An 18,442-nucleotide genomic window follows, 5' to 3' on the forward strand; every position below is an offset into this window, starting at 1 on the left:
GTGCCGCCGGGCCTGGCGGCCCTCCCAAGCAAGGCGCAGGCCCGAAGCTCGTACTCGGTCGTACTCGCGAGGGTCTGCAACGCGGCGAGGTGGGGTGCCGGGCGCCGGGAACCGGGAACCGGTGAACCTTTCCTGGTCACAGCACTAGAACCCGCCCCTGTGCCAGGGCCCCCAGACGGCGAATGTCATGCCGAGCCTCGACTGCACGTTCACGTACAGCGTGTGCGCGTCCGGGCCGAAGGTGGCGCCGGCGAACTCCGCGCCCGCGTCGCCGACGACCGGTTCCAGACGCGCCAGGTCGAAGATGCGGCCGTCGACCGTGAGTCCACGCAGGAAGTTGTCCGCGTCGCCGTCCTCGCAGAGGACCAGCGTGCCGCGCGGGCTGACCGTGACGTTGTCGGGGAGGTCCAGGCGCGCCGAGCCCGGCGACTCGTAGACGAGCCGCAGGCGGCGCGTGACGGTGTTGTACGCCCACACCTGCCCGCGCCCGTCGCCGAACCCGTCCGGGGCCGTCTCCCCCGGCGCGGTCGCGCCGCCCTGCGTGGACACGAAGTACACGACGCCGCGCTGGTAGTACGCGCCTTCGAGGCGCGAGAACAGAGCCGCGCCCTTGGCTCGGCCCTGGTTGCCGACCGCCTGGATCGCCTGGTCGTTGGTCGTGCCCGGGGCGAACACCGGGTCGGGGTCGTCGATGTCGACCCAGGTGATGTCGTACGCGGCCCCCGGTCGCTGCGCGGCCGACAGGTCCGTGCCGGGGCGTCCCTTGACCGCGAGCATCTGGAGCCGTCCGCCGTCGCGCAGCCGGCCGCCGACCCACGGGCTGATCGGCGGGAGGTAGCGGTAGAAGCCGGACGCGAAGCCGAAGTTGTCCTCGGTGAGGTAGACCGCGCCCGTGACGGGGTCGTACACCGCCGCCTCGTGGGCGAAGCGCCCCGCGCTGCGGATCGGCACGCGCGACGACGTGCCGTCGGCGGGCACCTCGAACAGGTAGCCGTGCTTCTGCTTGAGCTTGCCGTTGTCCGCACCGGTGAAGTCGTTGCCGACGTCGGGGCCGTTGACCGTCTCCTCGCAGGTGATCCACGAGCCCCACGGCATGGGCCCGCCCGAGCAGTTCATCTGCGTGCCGTTGAGGCTGACGCGCGAGGACTCCACATTCCCGTAGCGGTCGACCACGACGGTGGTCGTGCCGCCTCCGGTCGCCGGGTCGTACGCCCGCGCCGCATCGCCGAAGGCCCCGACCGGCCCGTTGACCTCGTGGTTCCGCACCAGCACGGTCGTCCCGCGGCGCCCGCGGAACGCCGCCATGCCGTCGTGCTTGCCAGGCGTCGGCGCGCCGTCGGTCATCGGCGAGCCCGCCGGGGTGAAGGACCGGTAGCGGAATCCGTCGGGCAGGTGCAGGCGCACCGCGCCGTCGCGTTCGTCGGCGACGGGCTTGAGGGGGCCGTATCCGCCGGGCCGTCCGTGCCGCGTGTCCGCGCCGGTGCCATCGGCGTCGGCGGCGTGGGCGGCGAGTCCTTGGAACGGTCCGCCGACGACGGCGGCCCCTACGGCGACGGTGGCACTTCGGGACAAGAATCGGCGTCGGTCCACAGGCGTGGGTCCCTCCCTGGGCGGCATGCGACATACGCCCGCATGCGTGGCGGATCGCAGTGACGCTACTCGCGTAGAAGTCGCTTCGCCAGAACCCTCGCGAACGTTTCTGCAAACGTTTCCGCACGAGCAAAGGCGGGGCCGCCAGGGCCCCGCCTTTGTCGCCGTCACTCTTGGCTGCCACTCGCGACCGCCATTCTTGGCAAGCCGCCCTTCGGCCGCCGTTCCTTGACCGCAGTTCCTTGACGGCAGTTGCTTGATCGCCGCCCCCGCGAGGCCGCCTCAGCCGGTTGCCGCCACCGGCTCACGACGAGGGCCGCCCGAGGGCTCGCCCGCGGCATCGGACGCCTCGTCGGGAGCCAGGTCGCGGGCCACGTCGCCCGGCACGTCGGCCGCCGCTTCCTGCCCGTCGGCGGCGGCGGTCGCCGGTCCGCCCTGGCGCACCACGGTGCTCGGCTCGCTCTTCGGCTTGCCCGGCGCCTGGCCCGCGAACATCGCACCGAGGGCCAGCAGCAGGCCCAGGATCTGCCACACCGTCAGGGTCTGGCCCAGCACCACGATGCCGCCGATGGTCGCGACCGCCGGGTTGACCAGCGCCAGGAACGACACCGGCCCGGCGCCGAGGCGGTCGATGCCGCGGAACCACAGGACGTACGCCAGCGCGGTGCCGAACAGGCCGAGGTACGCGAACCCGATCCAGTTCTCGCCGGTGAACGCCGGAGGCGCACCCTCGGTGACGAGCGCCAGCGGGGCCAGGAACAGCCCGCCCGCAGTGAGCTGCCACGCCGTCAGGTCCAACATCGTGACGCCCTCGGGCTTGCCCCACTTGCGGGTGAGCACGGTGCCCAGCGCCATGATCACGATTGCGGTCAGCATGGCCGCGATCCCGACGCCGTCGAGCTTTGCGCTGCCCTTGAGCACCAGCAGGCCGACGCCCACGACCCCCACGAGGCCGGCGACGACCGCGCGGCGGCTGGGTCGCGCGCCCAGGATCATCGCGGAGAACCCGATCACCAGCAGCGGCTGGATCGCCCCGATGGTCGCGGCGACGCCGCCCGGCAGGTGGTACGCCCCGACGAAGATCAGCGGGAAGAAGAAACCGATGTTCAGCATGCCGAGGATCGCGGCCCGCCCCCACCACCTGCCCCTCGGCAGCTTGCGTCCGAGCAACAGGAGCAGCAGGCCCGCGGGCAGCGCACGCAGCGCCGCGAGCAGCATCGGGCGACCGTCGGGCAGCAGCTCCGTGGTCACCAGGTATGTCGTGCCCCACGCCGCCGGCGCCAGGGCCGCGGCCGCCGCCACCCCGATCCGTCCCGCGGAAGCCTTGCCGCCGCCCGCCTTGCCCATCGCCACGCCGCCCATGTCCCCGATCCCCTCAGCGTTGATTATCTGAACGTTGAGATAAGTTTTACGCATGAGAAGCGCGAACGTCAAGTATGTGAGCGTTGAGATAATGAAGACTGGTAGAACTTGCCGGAACAACCCGGTGACCAGCGGTGGCCACCGCGGACCGGCAGCATCCCGGCAGGCCCCCTGCCACCACCCGGCAACACGAAAACCGCAACACAGAGTCCGCAACACAGAGACCGCACTACCGACACGGCACCACCGACACGGCAACAGCGACACGGCAACACCGACCGGCATCCACACGGGGAAGGCAGGAACCAATGCCCGAACAGTCCCGACAGCACCCGCAATCGCACGAGCGGCGGCCCGGGGAGCGTGACGCGGTGGACGACATCGTCGACCAGTGGGCCCGGGAGCGCCCCGACATGGACCTGGCCCCCATGGCCCTCGTCGGTCGCTACAACCGCTTCCACGCGCACGTCGAGGCGGGCCTGCGCGAGTACTTCGCCAAGCACGGCCTCGACTTCTCCGAGTTCGACGTGCTCGCCACGCTGCGGCGTTCGGGCGAACCCTACGAACTCAACGCCCGCGCACTCCTCAAGTCGGCGATGGTCACCTCGGGAGCGATCACCAACCGCGTCGACAAGCTCTCCGGCAAGGGCCTGGTCGAGCGGCGCCCGTGCGCCACCGACCGCCGCGCCGTCATGATCCGGCTGACCCCGGCCGGCAAGGAGCTCATCGACGACATCGTGATGGGCCACGTCGCCAACGAGGCGCGCCTGGTCGAGGTGCTCACAGACGAGGAACGCACCCAGCTCGACGGCATCCTGCGCAAGCTGCTCATCGCCAAGGAGGGCTCGCCGAGCTGACGGGAGGGGTTGGCAAAGCACGACCGATCGGCAAGACCGGTCAGTACGAGGCCAGTTCCAACCGCAGTACGTGCTGCGGACCCGCGTCGCCCCCGAAGTAGCGCCGCCCCTCGTCGACGAACCCGCCCGCCAGGTACGCCCGGACCGCGCCCTCGTTGCGTACGTTCACGGTGAGCAGCAGCACCTCCGCCCAGGGCGCCAGCTTCAACGCCGCCTCCGGCAGCGCCCGGATAGCGGCACCGCCGAACCCGCGCCGCTGCCACCCCGCGCCGATGTAGAACCCGCGCAGCAGCACCGCCCGCCCCGGTTCGTCGGCGATCTCGTCGAGGTAGCCCTGCACGTCCAGGACGCCGAAGCCGACCGCCGTGCCGTCGTGCACGACCGCGTACGGCGTGCGGAACGGATCCCGGTCCGCGACCGGCAGCGTGTCGGCCGCCCGCCCGGAGAACTCCTCCTGGTCGGCCCGCGGCGCGAGCGCGCACACGGCCCCGCGGAGCCGCGCAATACGCGGCTCCGCCTCCTCACCGTCGTCCGGGACCGTCAGGTCGACCAGATCGACACCGCTTGCTGTCCGTGCCATGAGCCTGGGACGCGGGGAACCCCGGGCGCCGGGCCCGGGGGCCGCGCAGGCCCCCGGGAACGCCCGTCAGGTGCCCCTCGTCACTCGACGGTGACCGACTTGGCCAGGTTGCGCGGCTGGTCCACCTCGTGGCCCTTGGCGGTCGCCAGCTCGCACGCGAACACCTGCAGCGGCACCGTCGCCACCAGCGGCTGGAGCAGCACCGGCGTGACCGGGATGCGGATCAGGTGGTCGGCGTACGGCACGACCGTCTCGTCCCCCTCCTCCGCGATCACGATGGTCTTGGCGCCGCGCGCCCGGATCTCCTGGATGTTCGACACGATCTTGTCGTGCAGCACACTGCGCCCGCGCGGCGACGGCACCACGACGACGACCGGCAGGCCGTCCTCGATCAGCGCGATCGGCCCGTGCTTGAGCTCGCCCGCCGCGAAGCCCTCGGCGTGCATGTACGCCAGCTCCTTGAGCTTGAGCGCACCCTCCAACGCCACCGGGAACCCGACGTGGCGGCCCAGGAACAGCACCGAGGTGGCGTCCCGCAGCGAACGCGCGAGGTCGCGTACCGGCTCCATCGTGTCGAGGACCTTCTCGACCTGCTTCGGCATCGCGGCCAGCTGCTCGATCACCTCGGTGATCTCGTCGCCCCACTTGGTGCCGCGCACCTGCCCGAGGTACAGCGCGACCAGGTAGCACGCCACCAACTGGGTCAGGAACGCCTTCGTCGACGCGACCGCGACCTCGGGCCCCGCGTGCGTGTAGAGCACGGCGTCGGCCTCGCGCGGCATCGTCGAGCCGTTGGTGTTGCAGATGGCCAGCACCTTGGCGCCCTGCTCGCGCGCGTGCCGCTGCGCCATCAGGGTGTCCATGGTCTCGCCGGACTGCGAGATCGTTATCACCAGCGTCTGCCGGTCCAGGATCGGGTCGCGGTAGCGGAACTCGCTGGCGAGCTCCACCTCGCAGGGCACGCGCGTCCAGTGCTCGATCGCGTACTTGGCGATCATCGCGGCGTGGAACGACGTGCCGCACGCGATGATGACGACCTTGTCGACCTCGCGCAGCACCTGGTCCGGGATGCGCACCTCGTCCAGGCGCAGGCGCCCGTCGGTGCCGATCCGGCCCAGCAGGGTGTCGGCGACCGCCTTCGGCTGCTCGGCGATCTCCTTGAGCATGAAGTAGTCGTAGCCGTCCTTCTCGGCGGCCGAGGCGTCCCAGTCCACGTGGTACTCGCGGAACGTGCCCGGGTTGCCCTCGAAGTCGGTGATCGTCACCGCGTCGACGCGCAGTTCGACCACCTGGTCCTGGCCCAGCTCGACGGCCTCGCGCGTGTGCGAGATGAACGCCGCGACATCCGATGCGAGGAAGTTCTCGCCCTCGCCCCGCCCGACCACCAGCGGCGAGTTGCGGCGCGCGCCGACCACCACGCCGGGCGCGTCCGCGTGCACGGCCACCAGCGTGAAGGCGCCCTCCAGCAGCCGGCACACGCGGCGCATCGCCTCGGCCAGGTCGCCGCCGGACGGCTCGAAGTGCTCGGCCAGGAGGTGGGTCACCACCTCGGTGTCCGTCTCGGACAGCAGCGTGTGGCCGCGCTCGGCCAACTCGGCGCGCAGCGACGCGAAGTTCTCGATGATGCCGTTGTGGACGACCGCGACGCGGCTCGCGTTGTCCAGGTGCGGGTGCGCGTTGGCGTCGGTGGGCGCGCCGTGCGTCGCCCAGCGGGTATGCCCGATGCCGGTCGGACCGACCGCGAGCGGGGACTCCGTCAGCGACTTCTCCAGATTGGCCAGCTTGCCGGCCTTCTTGTCGCTGACCAGTGCGCCGTCCGCGAGCACTGCCACGCCCGCGGAGTCATAGCCCCGGTATTCGAGGCGGCGCAGCCCCTCGATGACGACGTCGAGCGCCGACTGACCACCTACGTATCCAACGATGCCGCACATGGGGGTCAGCTTAAACGGTCGCCTCGCGCAGCGTGCGGAGCAGCCCGGGGCGCGGACCCGAGGCGGCCCCGGGGACAATGTGTGTTGTGCACACCATCGTGACACCCGGCACGGCACGCGACCTGTCCCCGTACGTCGAACTCGACCGCGAGGCGTGGAGCCGGCTCCGGGCAAGTACACCGCTGCCACTGACCGCCGACGAACTGGAGCGGCTGCGGGGGCTCGGCGACGTCGTCGACCTCGACGAGGTGACCGACGTCTACCTCCCGCTGTCCCGGCTCCTCAACCTGTACGTGGCCGCCACGCGCGGCCTCAACTCCGCCCTCACCACGTTCCTCGGCAACGACGAGCGCCGCACCACGCCCTTCGTCATAGGCGTCGCCGGGAGTGTCGCGGTCGGCAAGAGCACCACCGCGCGCATCCTGCGCGAACTGCTGGCCCGCTGGCCCGACCATCCGCACGTGGCCCTGCTGACCACCGACGGATTCCTGTATCCCAACGCGGAGTTGGAACGGCGCGGCATCATGCACCGCAAGGGGTTCCCGGAGTCGTACGACCAGCGCGCGCTGGTGCGCTTCGTCGCCGACGTCAAGGCCGGAAAGCCGGAGGTCAGCGCACCGGTCTACTCGCACCTGACGTACGACATCGTCCCCGAGGAACGCCTGTTCGTACGCCAGCCCGACATCCTCATCGTCGAGGGCCTCAACGTCCTGCAGCCCGCACGCGTCGGCGCCGACGGCCGCCCCCGCCTCGCGGTGTCGGACTTCTTCGACTTCAGCGTGTACGTCGACGCGCGCACCTCGGACATCCGGCGCTGGTACCTGGACCGGTTCCTGAAGCTGCGTCAGACCGCGTTCCGGGACCCGGCGTCGTACTTCCGCCGCTACGCCGCCATGACCGAGGACGAAGCCTTCTCCTACGCGGAGGGCATCTGGCGCGACATCAACGAGCTCAATCTCGTACAAAACGTCCTGCCCACGCGCGGCCGGGCAACCCTCGTGCTCCGCAAGGACGCGGACCACACGGTGAGTCGGCTGCGCCTGCGCAAGCTCTAGCCATACCGTCCGGGCATGCTGCATCTGAGGGCCATCGTGCCGCGCGAGAAGTCCGGTGCCGTACGCCGCCTGCTCGAAGCGGAGCCGGGCGTCACCCATCTGGTCGTGTGGCCGGGTGTCGCCGTGTCACCGCCCGGCGACGTCATCGCCTGCGACATCGCCCGCGAGTCGGCGAACCTCGTGCTCGACGACCTGCGCGCGCTCGGCATCGACGAGGACGGCTCCATCGCGCTGGAGAACCTCGACGTCTCGCTGTCCCGGTCGGCGCGCGAGGCCGAGTCGGACGCGCCGGGCGAGGGCGCCGACGCGGTGGTGTGGGAGCAGATCACCGAGGCGACGTCCGAAGAGTCCACGTTCACCGTCACGTTCCTGGCGTTCCTGACGATCGCCACCATGATCGCCGCGTGCGGTGTGCTCCTCGACAACCCCATCCTCATCGTCGGGGCGATGGTCGTGGGACCGGAGTTCGGCCCGCTGGCCGGGCTGTGCGTGGCGACCGTGCAGCGCCGCCGCGGGCTCGCCGCGCGGTCCGCCTTCGCGCTGCTGGCGGGCTTCCCGATCGCGATGTCGCTGACCATGGCGTTCACCTGGCTGCTCACCTGGTCGGGGGACTTCGACAAGAGCATGCTCGAAGGCGACCGCCCGCAGACGTCGTTCATCTACCAGCCCGACTGGCTGTCCTTCTGGGTCGCCTTCCTCGCCGGCGTCGCGGGCATCCTGTCGCTCACGTCATCGAAGTCCGGGGCGCTGATCGGCGTGCTGATCTCGGTCACCACGGTCCCGGCGGCCGCCAACGCGGCAGTGGCGGTGGCGTACGGCGACCTCAGCCAGGCGGGCGGCTCACTCGGCCAACTCGGCCTGAACCTGGGCGCGATCGTGGTGGCGGGCACCGGCACCCTGCTCGCGCAGCGGTACGCGTGGAGCAGGACGCACGGAAAGCACCACCCCGGCGTCCCCGGCCTGCGACGCGACTGACCCGCAAAGACCGCGGCCCCCGCCCGGAAGTCCGGGACGGGGGCCGCCGCTTGCCTGTTGCCCGGCCTGGGATCAGACGGCCAGTTCAGCGCGTACGACGTCGGCCAGCGCCCCGGCCTCGCGCTGGGCCTGCTCGTGCGTCTGCGCCTCGACCATGACCCGCACCAGCGGTTCGGTGCCCGACGGGCGCAGCAGCACCCGGCCGCCGCCGCCCAACCGCGCCTCGGCGTCGGCGACCGCCGCGGCCAGACCGGCCGACGCCTGCACGCGGGTCCGGTCCACCCCCGACACGTTGATCAGCACCTGCGGCAGGCGCGTCATGACCGCGGCGAGCTCGTGCAGCGGGCGGCCGGTCTGCGCGACCCGCGACAGCAGGTGCAGCGCGGTCAGCGTGCCGTCGCCGGTCGTCGCGTGGTCCAGCATGACGACGTGGCCGGACTGCTCGCCACCGAGCGTGAGGCCACCGGCCTGCATGGCCTCCAGGACGTACCGGTCGCCGACCGCCGTCTCGACGATCTTGACGCCGGCGCCCTGCATCGCGAGCTTGAGGCCCAGGTTGGACATGACGGTCGCGACGAGGGTGTCCTCGCGCAGCGTCCCCGCGTCGCGCATGGCCAGCGCGAGCACCGCGAGGATCTGGTCGCCGTCCACCTCGTCGCCGTTCGCGTCCACCGCGAGGCAGCGGTCCGCGTCGCCGTCGTGCGCGATGCCCGCGTCGGCGCCGTGCTCGACCACGGCCGCCTTCACGTCGTCCAGGTGCGTCGAACCGCAACCCTCGTTGATGTTGAGGCCGTTCGGCTCCGCGTGGATCGTCACGACCTCGGCGCCGGCCTGGCGCAGTGCGTCGGGGGCGACCCGCGACGACGCGCCGTTGGCGCAGTCCAGCACGACCTTGAGGCCGTCCAGGCGGTGCGGCAGCGTGGCGAGCAGGTGGTCGACGTACCGCTCGTGGCCCTCGGGATGGTCCTGGACACGGCCGACCAGCGCGCCCGTCGGACGGTCCCACTCGGTTCCGAGCAGCGACTCGATGCTGTCCTCGACGTCGTCGGGGAGCTTGTGCCCGCCGCGCGCGAAGAACTTGATGCCGTTGTCGGGCATCGAGTTGTGGCTCGCCGAGAGCATGACGCCCAGGTCGGCGCCCAGCAGGCCGGTCAGGTGCGCGACCGCGGGAGTCGGCAGGACCCCGGCCCGGTAGACGTCCACCCCGGCACCCGCGAGGCCCGCGACCACGGCCGCCTCCAGGAACTCGCCCGACGCCCGCGGGTCGCGGCCGACCACGGCGAACGGCCGCCGCCCGTGGCCCCCGGTGCGACCCTGCGAACCCAGCACCCGGGCGGCGCAGACCGCCAGGTCCAGGGCCAGTTCGGCGGTCAGCCGGCCGTTGGCCAGACCGCGTACCCCGTCCGTACCGAAGAGTCGTCCCACCTTCGGACCTCCCGCATCACACCGCGAGCACGCGGTCGTCGACAGAGTCGACGCATCAGACATGGACCAAACACATGGACTGAACACGGATCCAACACAGCTCGAACGCGTCAGGCAAAAGCACCGGGGAATGCCGGAAAAGCATCGGGCCCCGGGGCACAGACTCTGTGCCCCGGGGCCCGATGCAAAATGCAGGCTGCCCGCGCCGGATTTAACGCTTGCTGTACTGCGGAGCCTTACGGGCCTTCTTCAGACCCGGCTTCTTGCGCTCGGTGGCGCGCGGGTCACGCGTCAGGAAGCCGGCCTTCTTCAGCGCCGGGCGGTTCAGCTCGACGTCCGCCTCGTTGAGCGCACGGGCCACGCCCAGGCGCAGCGCGCCGGCCTGGCCGGAGACGCCGCCACCCGCGATGCGGGCGATGACGTCGTACTTCTCGTCCAGCTCAAGGATCTTGAACGGCTCGTTGACGAGCTGCTGGTGAACCTTGTTGGGGAAGTACTGCTCGAGCGTACGCCCGTTGATCTTCCACTTGCCGGTGCCCGGGACGATGCGCACGCGGGCGATGGCCTCCTTGCGGCGGCCGGTGGCGGCACCCGGCTGCGGGTCGCTGAAGCGACCGGCCAGGGACTCCGAGGTGTAGCTCTCGAGGGTGACCTCTTCGGAGGTCGTCTCCTCGATGGGGGCCTCAGCGGTGGTCTCGGCCACGATTCTCCTCTTTGCGATCCTCAGCCGCTTGTCGCGGCTGTGTTGTGGCCGTGACTACTGCGCGACCTGGGTGATCTCGAACGGCACCGGCTGCTGGGCCTGGTGCGGGTGCTCCGGACCCGCGTACACCTTGAGCTTCGACAGCATCTGCCGGCCCAGGGTGTTCTTGGGGAGCATGCCCTTGATGGCCTTCTCGACTGCCTTCTCCGGGTTCTTGGAGAGAAGGTCGTCGTAGCGGACCGCGCGGAGACCACCCGGGTGGCCAGAGTGGCGGTACGCCATCTTCTGGGTCCGCTTGTTGCCGGACAGGTGAACCTTGTCCGCGTTCACAATGATGACGAAATCGCCGGTGTCGACGTGCGGCGCGTACACCGGCTTGTGCTTGCCCCGGAGCAGGGCAGCGGCCTGGGTGGACAGACGGCCGAGCACGACATCGGTCGCGTCGATGACGTGCCACTGACGCTGGACGTCGCCGGGCTTAGGGCTGTACGTGCGCACGGTCGATAGCCTTCGCTTCTTCGTGAGTGTGTGCTGACGGGATGGCGCTTGGCTGGGCCCGACGACTCCCACGCGATGTCGATCTCAGATCTCGATCTCAGAGCATGCGGGGTGCTGCCGGGGGTCTCTTGCGGCGCCCGGCGTACCGACTTCACTCAAGCAAGCCAATACGCACAACGAACCGGCAGAATACCGGGTTTACGCGGCGCCGGTCAAAACGAGCCTCGGGGGGCTGTGCTCCCCGAGCCCCCTCCCCTGCCTGTCAATGGTATCCGCCCGTACGAGCGGTTCCGACCACGTACCGGGACGGCCGCCCGCCGACAGTATGCTGCGGGCCACATGGCGAGGGCCTGCGATGCGGCCCGGACCGGGCCCGAACCGGCCCGGCGCCCGACCAAGCCGCGGGAAATCGGTGGGAGGCTGCGGTGAGCGCGGACACCAACGGCAACGGGCGCGGCCGGGAGCACGCCGGCCCCGCCGAACCGGCGCCGTGGACCATACGACCCGGAACACCCCTGGACGACACCGGGGACCAGCACCAAGACCCTTACGGGACAACGCAGTCCGGGCCCGCGGGCGCATCCGGTACGCGCGGCCGCACCGGGGGCCGCGCCGCCGCCCGCCGGGCCCGGTCCGGACGCGGCGCTGCCGCCGCGGCCTCCGGCACCCCCGACTGGGGCGCTCTCGCCGACCGCGAGAGCCGCCGCCGGGCGCGGGCCCGTACCAACAGAATGCGCATCGGCGCCGCGCTGACCGTCCTGGCCGTCGTCGGGATCACCGCCGCCTGGCTGGCCACATCGTCGGACGACGACTCGGGCCCCGCGGCGCAGACCGCCCCCACCGAGGCCCCGGTCGATCCGGCCGGCTCGGGGACCGCCAAACCCACCTTCAAGCCGGTGCCGACCATCCCCCCGGCACCCGGCAGCGCCAAGGTCCTCGCCGACCCGCAGCTCGACACCGCGCCCTTCACACCCGAGGCGCTGTTCCCGACCGCGCGCCTGGGCATCGACGGGCGCGTCTACAACGTCGTCGCCAAACGCCTGGACAACACCTGCGCGGACGCCGCCAACCCCGTGCTCGGCGACATCCTGCGCACCAAGGCCTGCGTCCAGATCATCCGGGCCACCGTCACCGGGCCCGACGGCACCGCGGCCACCGTCGCGGTCGCCGCGTTCGCCTCGCCGGACGACGCCAGGGCCGCCGCCGCCGACGGCAACGGCAACCGCGACGCCTCGCTGCTGGGCCTGCCCGGCGGCCCGGTCAAGGAGCTCTGCCCTCAGCCCGCACCCGACAAGCCCGGTGTCACGTGCATACGCCAGACCAACTCCGTCGGCCGCTACGGGGTCTTCCTGGTCGGCGGCTACCCGGGCCCGGACAACCGCATCGATCCGGCCAAGGGCGACCCCAAGGTCGAGCAGGCCGGCGACGACCTGGACCGGGTCGTCCGGGACACCCTCACCCTCCGCGGCGAGCAGCGCTCCCAGGCCATCTACGACAAGGCCAAGGCGGACGCGGAGAAGGCGCTCGAAGGAAAGTGAGCGGACGGGCAGCGGCGGTGACGGCCCTGCCGAGGTCCGCGGCCAGGCCCTGTCCGCGGGACACGGCCTGGATCTAGACGATGTCGAGGCGAGGCCGCTTGGCCCTGGCGGCGCGCTCCGCAAGACGCTCGTCCGAGGGGTACGCCACCTCCTCCAGCACCAACCCGTGCGCGGGCGCCACATGCACCGACGAGTCGCGTACGCCGCGCGCCAGCACCTCCGCGGGCCACCGCACCGGCCGCCGCCCCGAACCGACCGCGGTCATCGCGCCGACGAGCGAGCGGACCATGTTGTGGCAGAACGCGTCGGCGCGTACCGAGGCGATCACCAGTGGCGTGAAACCGGGCCCCGCGTCGGACTCGCCGGGCGTCTCGCGCGCCCAGTGGAAGTCCTTGAGGCAGCGGACCGTCGATGCGCCCTCGCGGCGCTTGCAGTAGGCGGCGAAGTCGTGGTCGCCGAGCATGAGGCCGGCAGCCTCGTTCATCAGGTCCACGTCGAGCGGGCGGTCGTGCCACACGACGTGCGCGCGGCGCAGCGGGTCGACGCCGCCGGGGGTGTCGCTGATGCGGTAGGCGTACCGGCGCCACTCGGCGGCGAAGCGAGCGTCGAACCCCTCGGGGGCGCGGGAGACTTCGCGGACCCGTACGTCGCGCGGAAGCGTGCCGGAGAGCCTGCGCACGAGCTGCGGGCCGTCCAGCGTCCACTTGTCCGCGGGGATGTCGACGTGCGCGACCTGGCCGCGCGCGTGCACGCCCGCGTCGGTGCGTCCGGCGACCGTCAGCTGCGCGGGCTCGGGGAGCCGCAGGACGGTGGTCAGCGCCTGCTCCAGGGTGCCCTGGACGGTCCGCAGACCGGGCTGGCGGGCCCAACCTGAGAAGTCCGTGCCGTCGTACGCCAGATCGATCCTCAGCCGCACCGGCTCCGGGTCGGCCGCTGGTCCCCCGTCCCCGCCTCCCGGCGCCGGGATCTCGGTGCTCACGCTGCTCTTCCCCACTCCGCAGGTGCCGTTCGTGTGTGCCCAACTCGCCTGTGGCGCAAGGCGTCCGCGCGGATCGTGCAGGCGGACGCGACGGCCGGCGCGGGCCAAAAGCCGCGGGCCCGCTCGCCACCCCTAAGGGAGGAGAACGGGCCCGCGTACGTCAAAGTGGACTCAGGTGTCCGGACGACTCCCGCTCGCGCGGGGAGTGCGTCACTTCTCCGTGTCGACCTTGTCCGCGTCGTCGCCGGCGGCCTCGGGGGCCTCCTCGACATCGGCAGCCTCGGCCTCGTCGGCGTCGGCCTTCTTGCTCGTGTCGACCTTGGTCTCCTCGGCCTTCGCCGCCTGCTCCTTGACGGAGCGCTTGGTGGCGGCCTCGGCCTCGCCCACGGCGGTCTGCGCGACCGTCAGGGCCTCGACCAGCTCGATCACGGCCATCGGCGCGTTGTCGCCCTTGCGGTTCCCGATCTTGGTGATGCGGGTGTAGCCGCCGGGACGGTTCGCGTACCGGGGACCGATCTCCTCGAAGAGCGTGTGCACGACGCTCTTGTCGCGGACGACGGTGAGCACCTGGCGGCGCGCGTGCAGGTCGCCGCGCTTCGCCTTGGTGATCAGCTTCTCCGCGACCGGACGGAGCCGGCGGGCCTTCGCCTCGGTCGTGGTGATACGACCGTGCTCGAACAGCGCCGTCGCGAGGCCCGAAAGAAGCAGGCGCTCGTGGGACGGGCCGCCGCCGAGGCGGGCGCCCTTTGCGGGACGGGGCATTGCTTTCTCCTTGGTATCCCTGCACCGGCCGTATCAGGTACCGGTGTCAGTCCGTCCGAGCCGGTCGGCCCGGACGCGAGCCCCCGGCGGATCGCCGGGGGCGGTCCGTACGAGGGGAGGGCCCGGAAGCCCTCCCCCGCACGACGTTCTCAGTGCTGCTCGGTACCGCGCGGTCTCCGCGTTGCGATCCTCGGGATCACTCCCGTCAGGACCTCAATGCCGGACCTCGGTGCCGAGACCTCGCGGTGCCGAGACCTCGCGGTGCCGGGACCTCAGTACTGCTCGGTCTCCGCGAAGCCGTGGTCGTCCTCGTCGCCGAAGCTGTCGGCCGCGGCGGTCGGGTCGAATCCGGGCGGGCTGTCCTTGAGGGCCAGGCCCATGCCGGCCAGCTTCGCCTTGACCTCGTCGATGGACTTCGCACCGAAGTTGCGGATGTCCAGCAGGTCCGCCTCGCTGCGCGCGACCAGTTCACCCACGGTGTGGATGCCCTCGCGCTTGAGGCAGTTGTACGAGCGGACCGTGAGCTCGAGCTCCTCGATCGGCAGCGCCAGATCGGCGGCGAGCGCGGCGTCCGTCGGCGACGGGCCCATGTCGATGCCCTCGGCGTCGACGTTGAGCTCGCGCGCCAGGCCGAACAGCTCGACCAGCGTCTTGCCCGCCGAGGCCATCGCGTCGCGCGGACGCATCGACGGCTTGGTCTCGACGTCCACGATCAGCTTGTCGAAGTCCGTGCGCTGCTCGACACGGGTGGCCTCGACCTTGTACGTGACCTTCATGACCGGCGAGTAGATCGAGTCGACCGGGATACGGCCGATCTCCTGGCCCGCCTGCTTGTTCTGCACCGCGGAGACGTAGCCGCGACCGCGCTCGACGGTCAGCTCCATCTCCAGCTTGCCCTTGGCGTTCAGCGTCGCCAGGACCAGCTCGGGGTTGTGCACCTCGACACCGGCCGGGGGCGCGATGTCGCCGGCGGTGACCACACCCGGGCCCTGCTTGCGCAGGTACATCACGACGGGCTCGTCGTGCTCCGAGGAGACGACCAGCTGCTTGATGTTGAGGATGAGGTCGGTGACGTCCTCCTTGACGCCCGGCACGGTGGTGAACTCGTGCAGGACACCGTCGATACGGATGCTCGTGACGGCGGCACCCGGGATCGAGGAGAGGAGCGTACGGCGCAGCGAGTTGCCGAGGGTGTAGCCGAAGCCCGGCTCCAGCGGCTCGATCACGAACCGGGACCGGAATTCGTCGACGACGTCCTCGGTCAGAGTGGGACGCTGTGCGATCAGCATGGGATTCCTCCATGTCTTCGGTGCCCGCTATATGACACCGACGGCTATGGCAAGGGTACGGGCGGAACGGTAGGAAACCGTCCCGCCCGACCCTTTTTGTCGTCTCTACCCGGGATTACTTGGAGTAGAGCTCGACGATGAGCTGCTCCTGCACCTGCGTGTCGATGACCTGACGCGCGGGCAGGGAGTGCACGAGGATCCGCATCTTGCCGGGGATGACCTCGAGCCACGCCGGAACCGGACGCTCGCCGGCCTCGGCGCGAGCGACCACGAAAGGGGTCAGCTCGACGGAGTCCTTGCGGACCTCGATGATGTCGTTCTCGCTGACGCGAGCCGACGGGATGTCGGTCTTGACGCCGTTGACCTGGATGTGGCCGTGGCGGACAAGCTGACGGGCGTGGTCACGCGACTTGGCGAAGCCCGCGCGGTAGACCACGTTGTCGAGACGCGACTCGAGGATGCGCAGCAGGTTCTCGCCGGTCTTGCCCTGCTTGCGGTTCGCCTCCTCGTAGTAGCCGCGGAACTGCTTCTCGAGGACGCCGTAGATGCGCGCGCACTTCTGCTTCTCGCGCATCTGCAGCAGGTACTCGCTGTCCTTGGTACGGCCGCGGCCGTGCTCACCCGGCGGGTACGGCCGGATCTCGATCGGGCACTTCGGCCCTTCGCACTTGCTGCCCTTGAGGAACAGCTTCATCTTCTCGCGACGGCAGCGCTTGCAGTCAGCGCCGGTGTAACGCGCCATGGTTCTCTAACTCCTACTCGGCTTCAGGCTCAGACGCGGCGGCGCTTGGGGGGGCGGCAGCCGTTGTGGGGCACGGGGGTGACGTCCTGGATGGACCCCACCTCGAGGCCGGTGGCCTGCAGCGAGCGAATGGCGGTCTCACGGCCCGAACCCGGGCCCTTGACGAAGACGTCGACCTTGCGCATGCCGTGCTCCTGGGCACGGCGGGCAGCCGACTCGGCGGCCATCTGCGCGGCGAACGGGGTCGACTTACGCGAACCCTTGAAGCCCACGTGGCCCGCGGAGGCCCACGAGATCACATTGCCGTTCGGGTCGGTGATCGACACGATCGTGTTGTTGAACGTGCTCTTGATGTGGGCGTGCCCGTGAGCGACGTTCTTCTTTTCCTTGCGGCGCACCTTCTTGGCGCCGGTGCGGCTCTTGGGAGGCATCTGCTGGAAACTCCTGAGGTCGTCGGTCCGACTGAGCGGGGACCGTCATGATCCGGCTCGGCGGACTACTTCTTGCCCGGCTTCTTCTTGCCGGCGATGGCGCGACGCGGGCCCTTGCGGGTACGCGCGTTGGTGTGCGTGCGCTGACCGCGGACCGGGAGACCGCGACGGTGGCGAAGGCCCTCGTAGCAGCCGATCTCGACCTTGCGGCGGATGTCGGCCTGGACCTCGCGGCGCAGGTCGCCCTCGACGCGGTAGTTGCCGTCGATCCAGTCGCGGAGCTTGACCAGCTCTTCTTCGGTCAGGTCGCGAACGCGCGTGTCCGGGTTGACGCCGGTGTTGCTCAGGGTCTCCAGCGCGCGGGTGCGACCGACGCCGAAGATGTAGGTGAGTGCGACCTCGACCCGCTTTTCACGGGGCAGGTCTACGCCGACGAGGCGTGCCATGTATGTGGCTCCTGGGTTCGTTGGAGGTCATGCGCAGCACCGGTCCGGAAGGGTCTCTCTCGGATCCTTCGGTCCCCGGCCTCCAACCGGGGGTGGCGTCCCGCGCCTACCTGCTGCGGGGGTCGGGTGCTACGACTATTACGTGGTGCGTCGCGCGACGATCTCGTGCCGCGTGCGCGGTGCTCTGCCTGCCCGTGGGCGGCGGCCGGGGCTCAGCCCTGGCGCTGCTTGTGGCGCAGGTTCTCGCAGATCACCATGACCCGGCCGTGACGGCGGATCACCTTGCACTTGTCACAGATCTTCTTGACGCTCGGCTTGACCTTCATGATCTCTCCGGTACGTGCTGACAAGGGCACCCGAAGGCACCCTCATCGCCGAGGCGGTTATCGGTTCGCCCGACACGTCCGCGTGGACGCGGGGGCTCGCCTACTTGTAGCGGTAGACGATTCGGCCGCGGGTCAGGTCGTACGGGCTCAGCTCGACGACAACCCGGTCGTCCGGAAGGATCCGGATGTAGTGCATCCGCATCTTCCCGCTGATGTGCGCGAGGACCTTGTGCCCGTTCTGCAGCTCGACGCGAAACATGGCGTTGGGGAGAGACTCGATGACAGTGCCCTCGATCTCAATGGCCCCTTGCTTCTTGGGCATGTCCTCCGCGTTTCATCTACTCGGGAATCATCTACCGTTGGCTGCCTGCTTCACCTCAGGCCACGCTCGCGCACGGTCACAGGTGACCGGTCAGTCGGAGACGTGACAAAAAGCGGCTACAGATAAGCCGACGAGTCAGTCTAAGGCACGCACCCACCAGATGGGAAACCGGGGCGGCGGACCTTACCGCATAGGCGGACTTCTGCCGTCAACTGTACGCCCCCGCCACGGCCACCAGGACCACAAGGACCAGCAGCAGCAGCACCCCCGCGCACCCTCCGGCCCGCCGGCTCCCGGCCGCGGAGTCCGTACCGGCCCCGGCGGACACCGCAGAAGCCTCCGGCCCGGCTCCCCCGCCGGTACGCGTCTCCTCCGCGTCGTCGCGGCGACCCGGCAGGTCGCGCAGCACCGCGTCCAGCTCCCCCGCGGTCGCCGCGGCCCGCACCCGGCGCAGCCGCGTCTGGTAATCGCCCAACGACAGGTCGCCCGAGGCCATGCGCTCGCGCAGGACCCCCGAGACCCGCTCCCGGTCCGCGGCCGTGACCGGCCGCGCGGCGTCGCTCCCGGTACCCCCGGCGTTCTCCATGCCCCCAGCGTAGAGACCGCGAAGACGGCGGGGCGGCACCGACGT

The 18,442-nt window shown here is 70.7% G+C and carries 20 protein-coding genes; 4 read left to right on the forward strand and 16 right to left on the reverse strand.

Features of this window, described 5'->3' with window-relative positions; genetic code table 11:
* Positions 1-144 precede the first annotated feature (144 nt).
* Together AB0C36_RS31445 and AB0C36_RS31450 are read right to left on the reverse strand one after the other, a co-directional pair.
* A complete protein-coding gene (locus AB0C36_RS31445) occupies positions 145-1,590 on the reverse strand; it encodes an alkaline phosphatase PhoX (RefSeq protein ID WP_358360758.1) in 1,446 nt (481 codons plus the stop codon).
* A gap of 282 nt (positions 1,591-1,872) precedes the next feature.
* A complete protein-coding gene (locus AB0C36_RS31450) occupies positions 1,873-2,952 on the reverse strand; it encodes an EamA family transporter (RefSeq protein ID WP_358360760.1) in 1,080 nt (359 codons plus the stop codon).
* 371 nt (positions 2,953-3,323) lie between these two features.
* Between AB0C36_RS31450 and AB0C36_RS31455 the strand changes: the two genes are divergently transcribed.
* Entirely contained in the window at positions 3,324-3,809 is a 486-nt protein-coding gene (locus AB0C36_RS31455; RefSeq protein WP_358360762.1) for a MarR family winged helix-turn-helix transcriptional regulator, read from the forward strand.
* A 40-nt stretch (positions 3,810-3,849) separates the two neighbouring features.
* On the opposite strand, the gene AB0C36_RS31460 is transcribed toward AB0C36_RS31455, so the two are convergent.
* A complete protein-coding gene (locus tag AB0C36_RS31460) occupies positions 3,850-4,389 on the reverse strand; it encodes a GNAT family N-acetyltransferase (RefSeq protein WP_358360765.1) in 540 nt (179 codons plus the stop codon).
* 80 nt (positions 4,390-4,469) lie between these two features.
* The gene (gene glmS / locus AB0C36_RS31465) at positions 4,470-6,320 is read right to left on the reverse strand and encodes a glutamine--fructose-6-phosphate transaminase (isomerizing) (RefSeq protein WP_358360767.1); all 1,851 of its coding nucleotides are present in this window, start codon (positions 6,318-6,320) and stop codon (positions 4,470-4,472) included.
* Between the two features lie 77 nt (positions 6,321-6,397).
* Here glmS and coaA point away from each other — a divergent pair, with 77 nt between their 5' ends.
* A complete protein-coding gene (gene coaA, locus AB0C36_RS31470; protein ID WP_435839154.1) occupies positions 6,398-7,375 on the forward strand; it encodes a type I pantothenate kinase in 978 nt (325 codons plus the stop codon).
* Positions 7,376-7,390: 15 nt separating this feature from the next.
* Positions 7,391-8,350, forward strand: a complete 960-nt coding sequence (locus AB0C36_RS31475; RefSeq protein WP_358360769.1) for a DUF389 domain-containing protein — start codon at positions 7,391-7,393, stop codon at positions 8,348-8,350.
* A 72-nt stretch (positions 8,351-8,422) separates the two neighbouring features.
* On the opposite strand, the gene glmM is transcribed toward AB0C36_RS31475, so the two are convergent.
* The 3 genes from glmM to rplM form a co-directional block, all read right to left on the reverse strand.
* A complete protein-coding gene (glmM, locus tag AB0C36_RS31480) occupies positions 8,423-9,775 on the reverse strand; it encodes a phosphoglucosamine mutase (RefSeq protein ID WP_358360772.1) in 1,353 nt (450 codons plus the stop codon).
* Between the two features lie 211 nt (positions 9,776-9,986).
* Entirely contained in the window at positions 9,987-10,478 is a 492-nt protein-coding gene (rpsI, locus tag AB0C36_RS31485) for a 30S ribosomal protein S9 (RefSeq protein ID WP_358360773.1), read from the reverse strand.
* Positions 10,479-10,532: 54 nt separating this feature from the next.
* Positions 10,533-10,976: a 50S ribosomal protein L13 gene (gene rplM, locus AB0C36_RS31490; protein ID WP_358360776.1), complete on the reverse strand. Its 444-nt coding sequence runs from the start codon at positions 10,974-10,976 to the stop codon at positions 10,533-10,535.
* A 425-nt stretch (positions 10,977-11,401) separates the two neighbouring features.
* On the opposite strand from rplM, the gene AB0C36_RS31495 reads away from it, so the two are divergent.
* Positions 11,402-12,514 (forward strand): hypothetical protein, encoded by a 1,113-nt coding sequence (locus tag AB0C36_RS31495; protein WP_358360779.1) that lies wholly within the window; start codon positions 11,402-11,404, stop codon positions 12,512-12,514.
* A gap of 73 nt (positions 12,515-12,587) precedes the next feature.
* Here AB0C36_RS31495 and truA read toward each other — a convergent pair whose 3' ends face one another.
* The 9 genes from truA to AB0C36_RS31540 all read right to left on the reverse strand — a co-directional run bounded on the left by truA (position 12,588) and on the right by AB0C36_RS31540 (position 18,397).
* Entirely contained in the window at positions 12,588-13,493 is a 906-nt protein-coding gene (truA, locus tag AB0C36_RS31500; protein ID WP_435839155.1) for a tRNA pseudouridine(38-40) synthase TruA, read from the reverse strand.
* 210 nt (positions 13,494-13,703) lie between these two features.
* Complete coding sequence (gene rplQ / locus AB0C36_RS31505) at positions 13,704-14,255, reverse strand: 50S ribosomal protein L17 (RefSeq protein WP_358360780.1); 552 nt, start codon at positions 14,253-14,255, stop codon at positions 13,704-13,706.
* A gap of 272 nt (positions 14,256-14,527) precedes the next feature.
* Positions 14,528-15,544, reverse strand: a complete 1,017-nt coding sequence (locus AB0C36_RS31510; RefSeq protein ID WP_235054790.1) for a DNA-directed RNA polymerase subunit alpha — start codon at positions 15,542-15,544, stop codon at positions 14,528-14,530.
* 115 nt (positions 15,545-15,659) lie between these two features.
* The gene (rpsD, locus tag AB0C36_RS31515) at positions 15,660-16,286 is read right to left on the reverse strand and encodes a 30S ribosomal protein S4 (RefSeq protein WP_358360782.1); all 627 of its coding nucleotides are present in this window, start codon (positions 16,284-16,286) and stop codon (positions 15,660-15,662) included.
* Between the two features lie 29 nt (positions 16,287-16,315).
* Positions 16,316-16,717 (reverse strand): 30S ribosomal protein S11, encoded by a 402-nt coding sequence (gene rpsK, locus AB0C36_RS31520; RefSeq protein ID WP_235054792.1) that lies wholly within the window; start codon positions 16,715-16,717, stop codon positions 16,316-16,318.
* A gap of 65 nt (positions 16,718-16,782) precedes the next feature.
* Entirely contained in the window at positions 16,783-17,163 is a 381-nt protein-coding gene (gene rpsM, locus AB0C36_RS31525; protein ID WP_358360785.1) for a 30S ribosomal protein S13, read from the reverse strand.
* Between the two features lie 212 nt (positions 17,164-17,375).
* On the reverse strand, positions 17,376-17,489 hold the full coding sequence (gene rpmJ / locus AB0C36_RS31530; protein WP_009740505.1) for a 50S ribosomal protein L36: 114 nt from the start codon (positions 17,487-17,489) through the stop codon (positions 17,376-17,378).
* A 100-nt stretch (positions 17,490-17,589) separates the two neighbouring features.
* The gene (gene infA, locus AB0C36_RS31535) at positions 17,590-17,811 is read right to left on the reverse strand and encodes a translation initiation factor IF-1 (protein WP_018382544.1); all 222 of its coding nucleotides are present in this window, start codon (positions 17,809-17,811) and stop codon (positions 17,590-17,592) included.
* Positions 17,812-18,019: 208 nt separating this feature from the next.
* Positions 18,020-18,397 carry a DUF1707 SHOCT-like domain-containing protein gene (locus AB0C36_RS31540; protein WP_358360788.1) on the reverse strand — a complete coding sequence of 126 codons (378 nt, stop codon included), beginning with the start codon at positions 18,395-18,397 and terminating at the stop codon, positions 18,020-18,022.
* Between the last annotated feature and the right edge of the window lie 45 nt (positions 18,398-18,442).

It is taken from the genome of Streptodolium elevatio (assembly GCF_040649515.1).
GTDB classification, from domain to species: domain Bacteria; phylum Actinomycetota; class Actinomycetes; order Streptomycetales; family Streptomycetaceae; genus Yinghuangia; species Yinghuangia elevatio.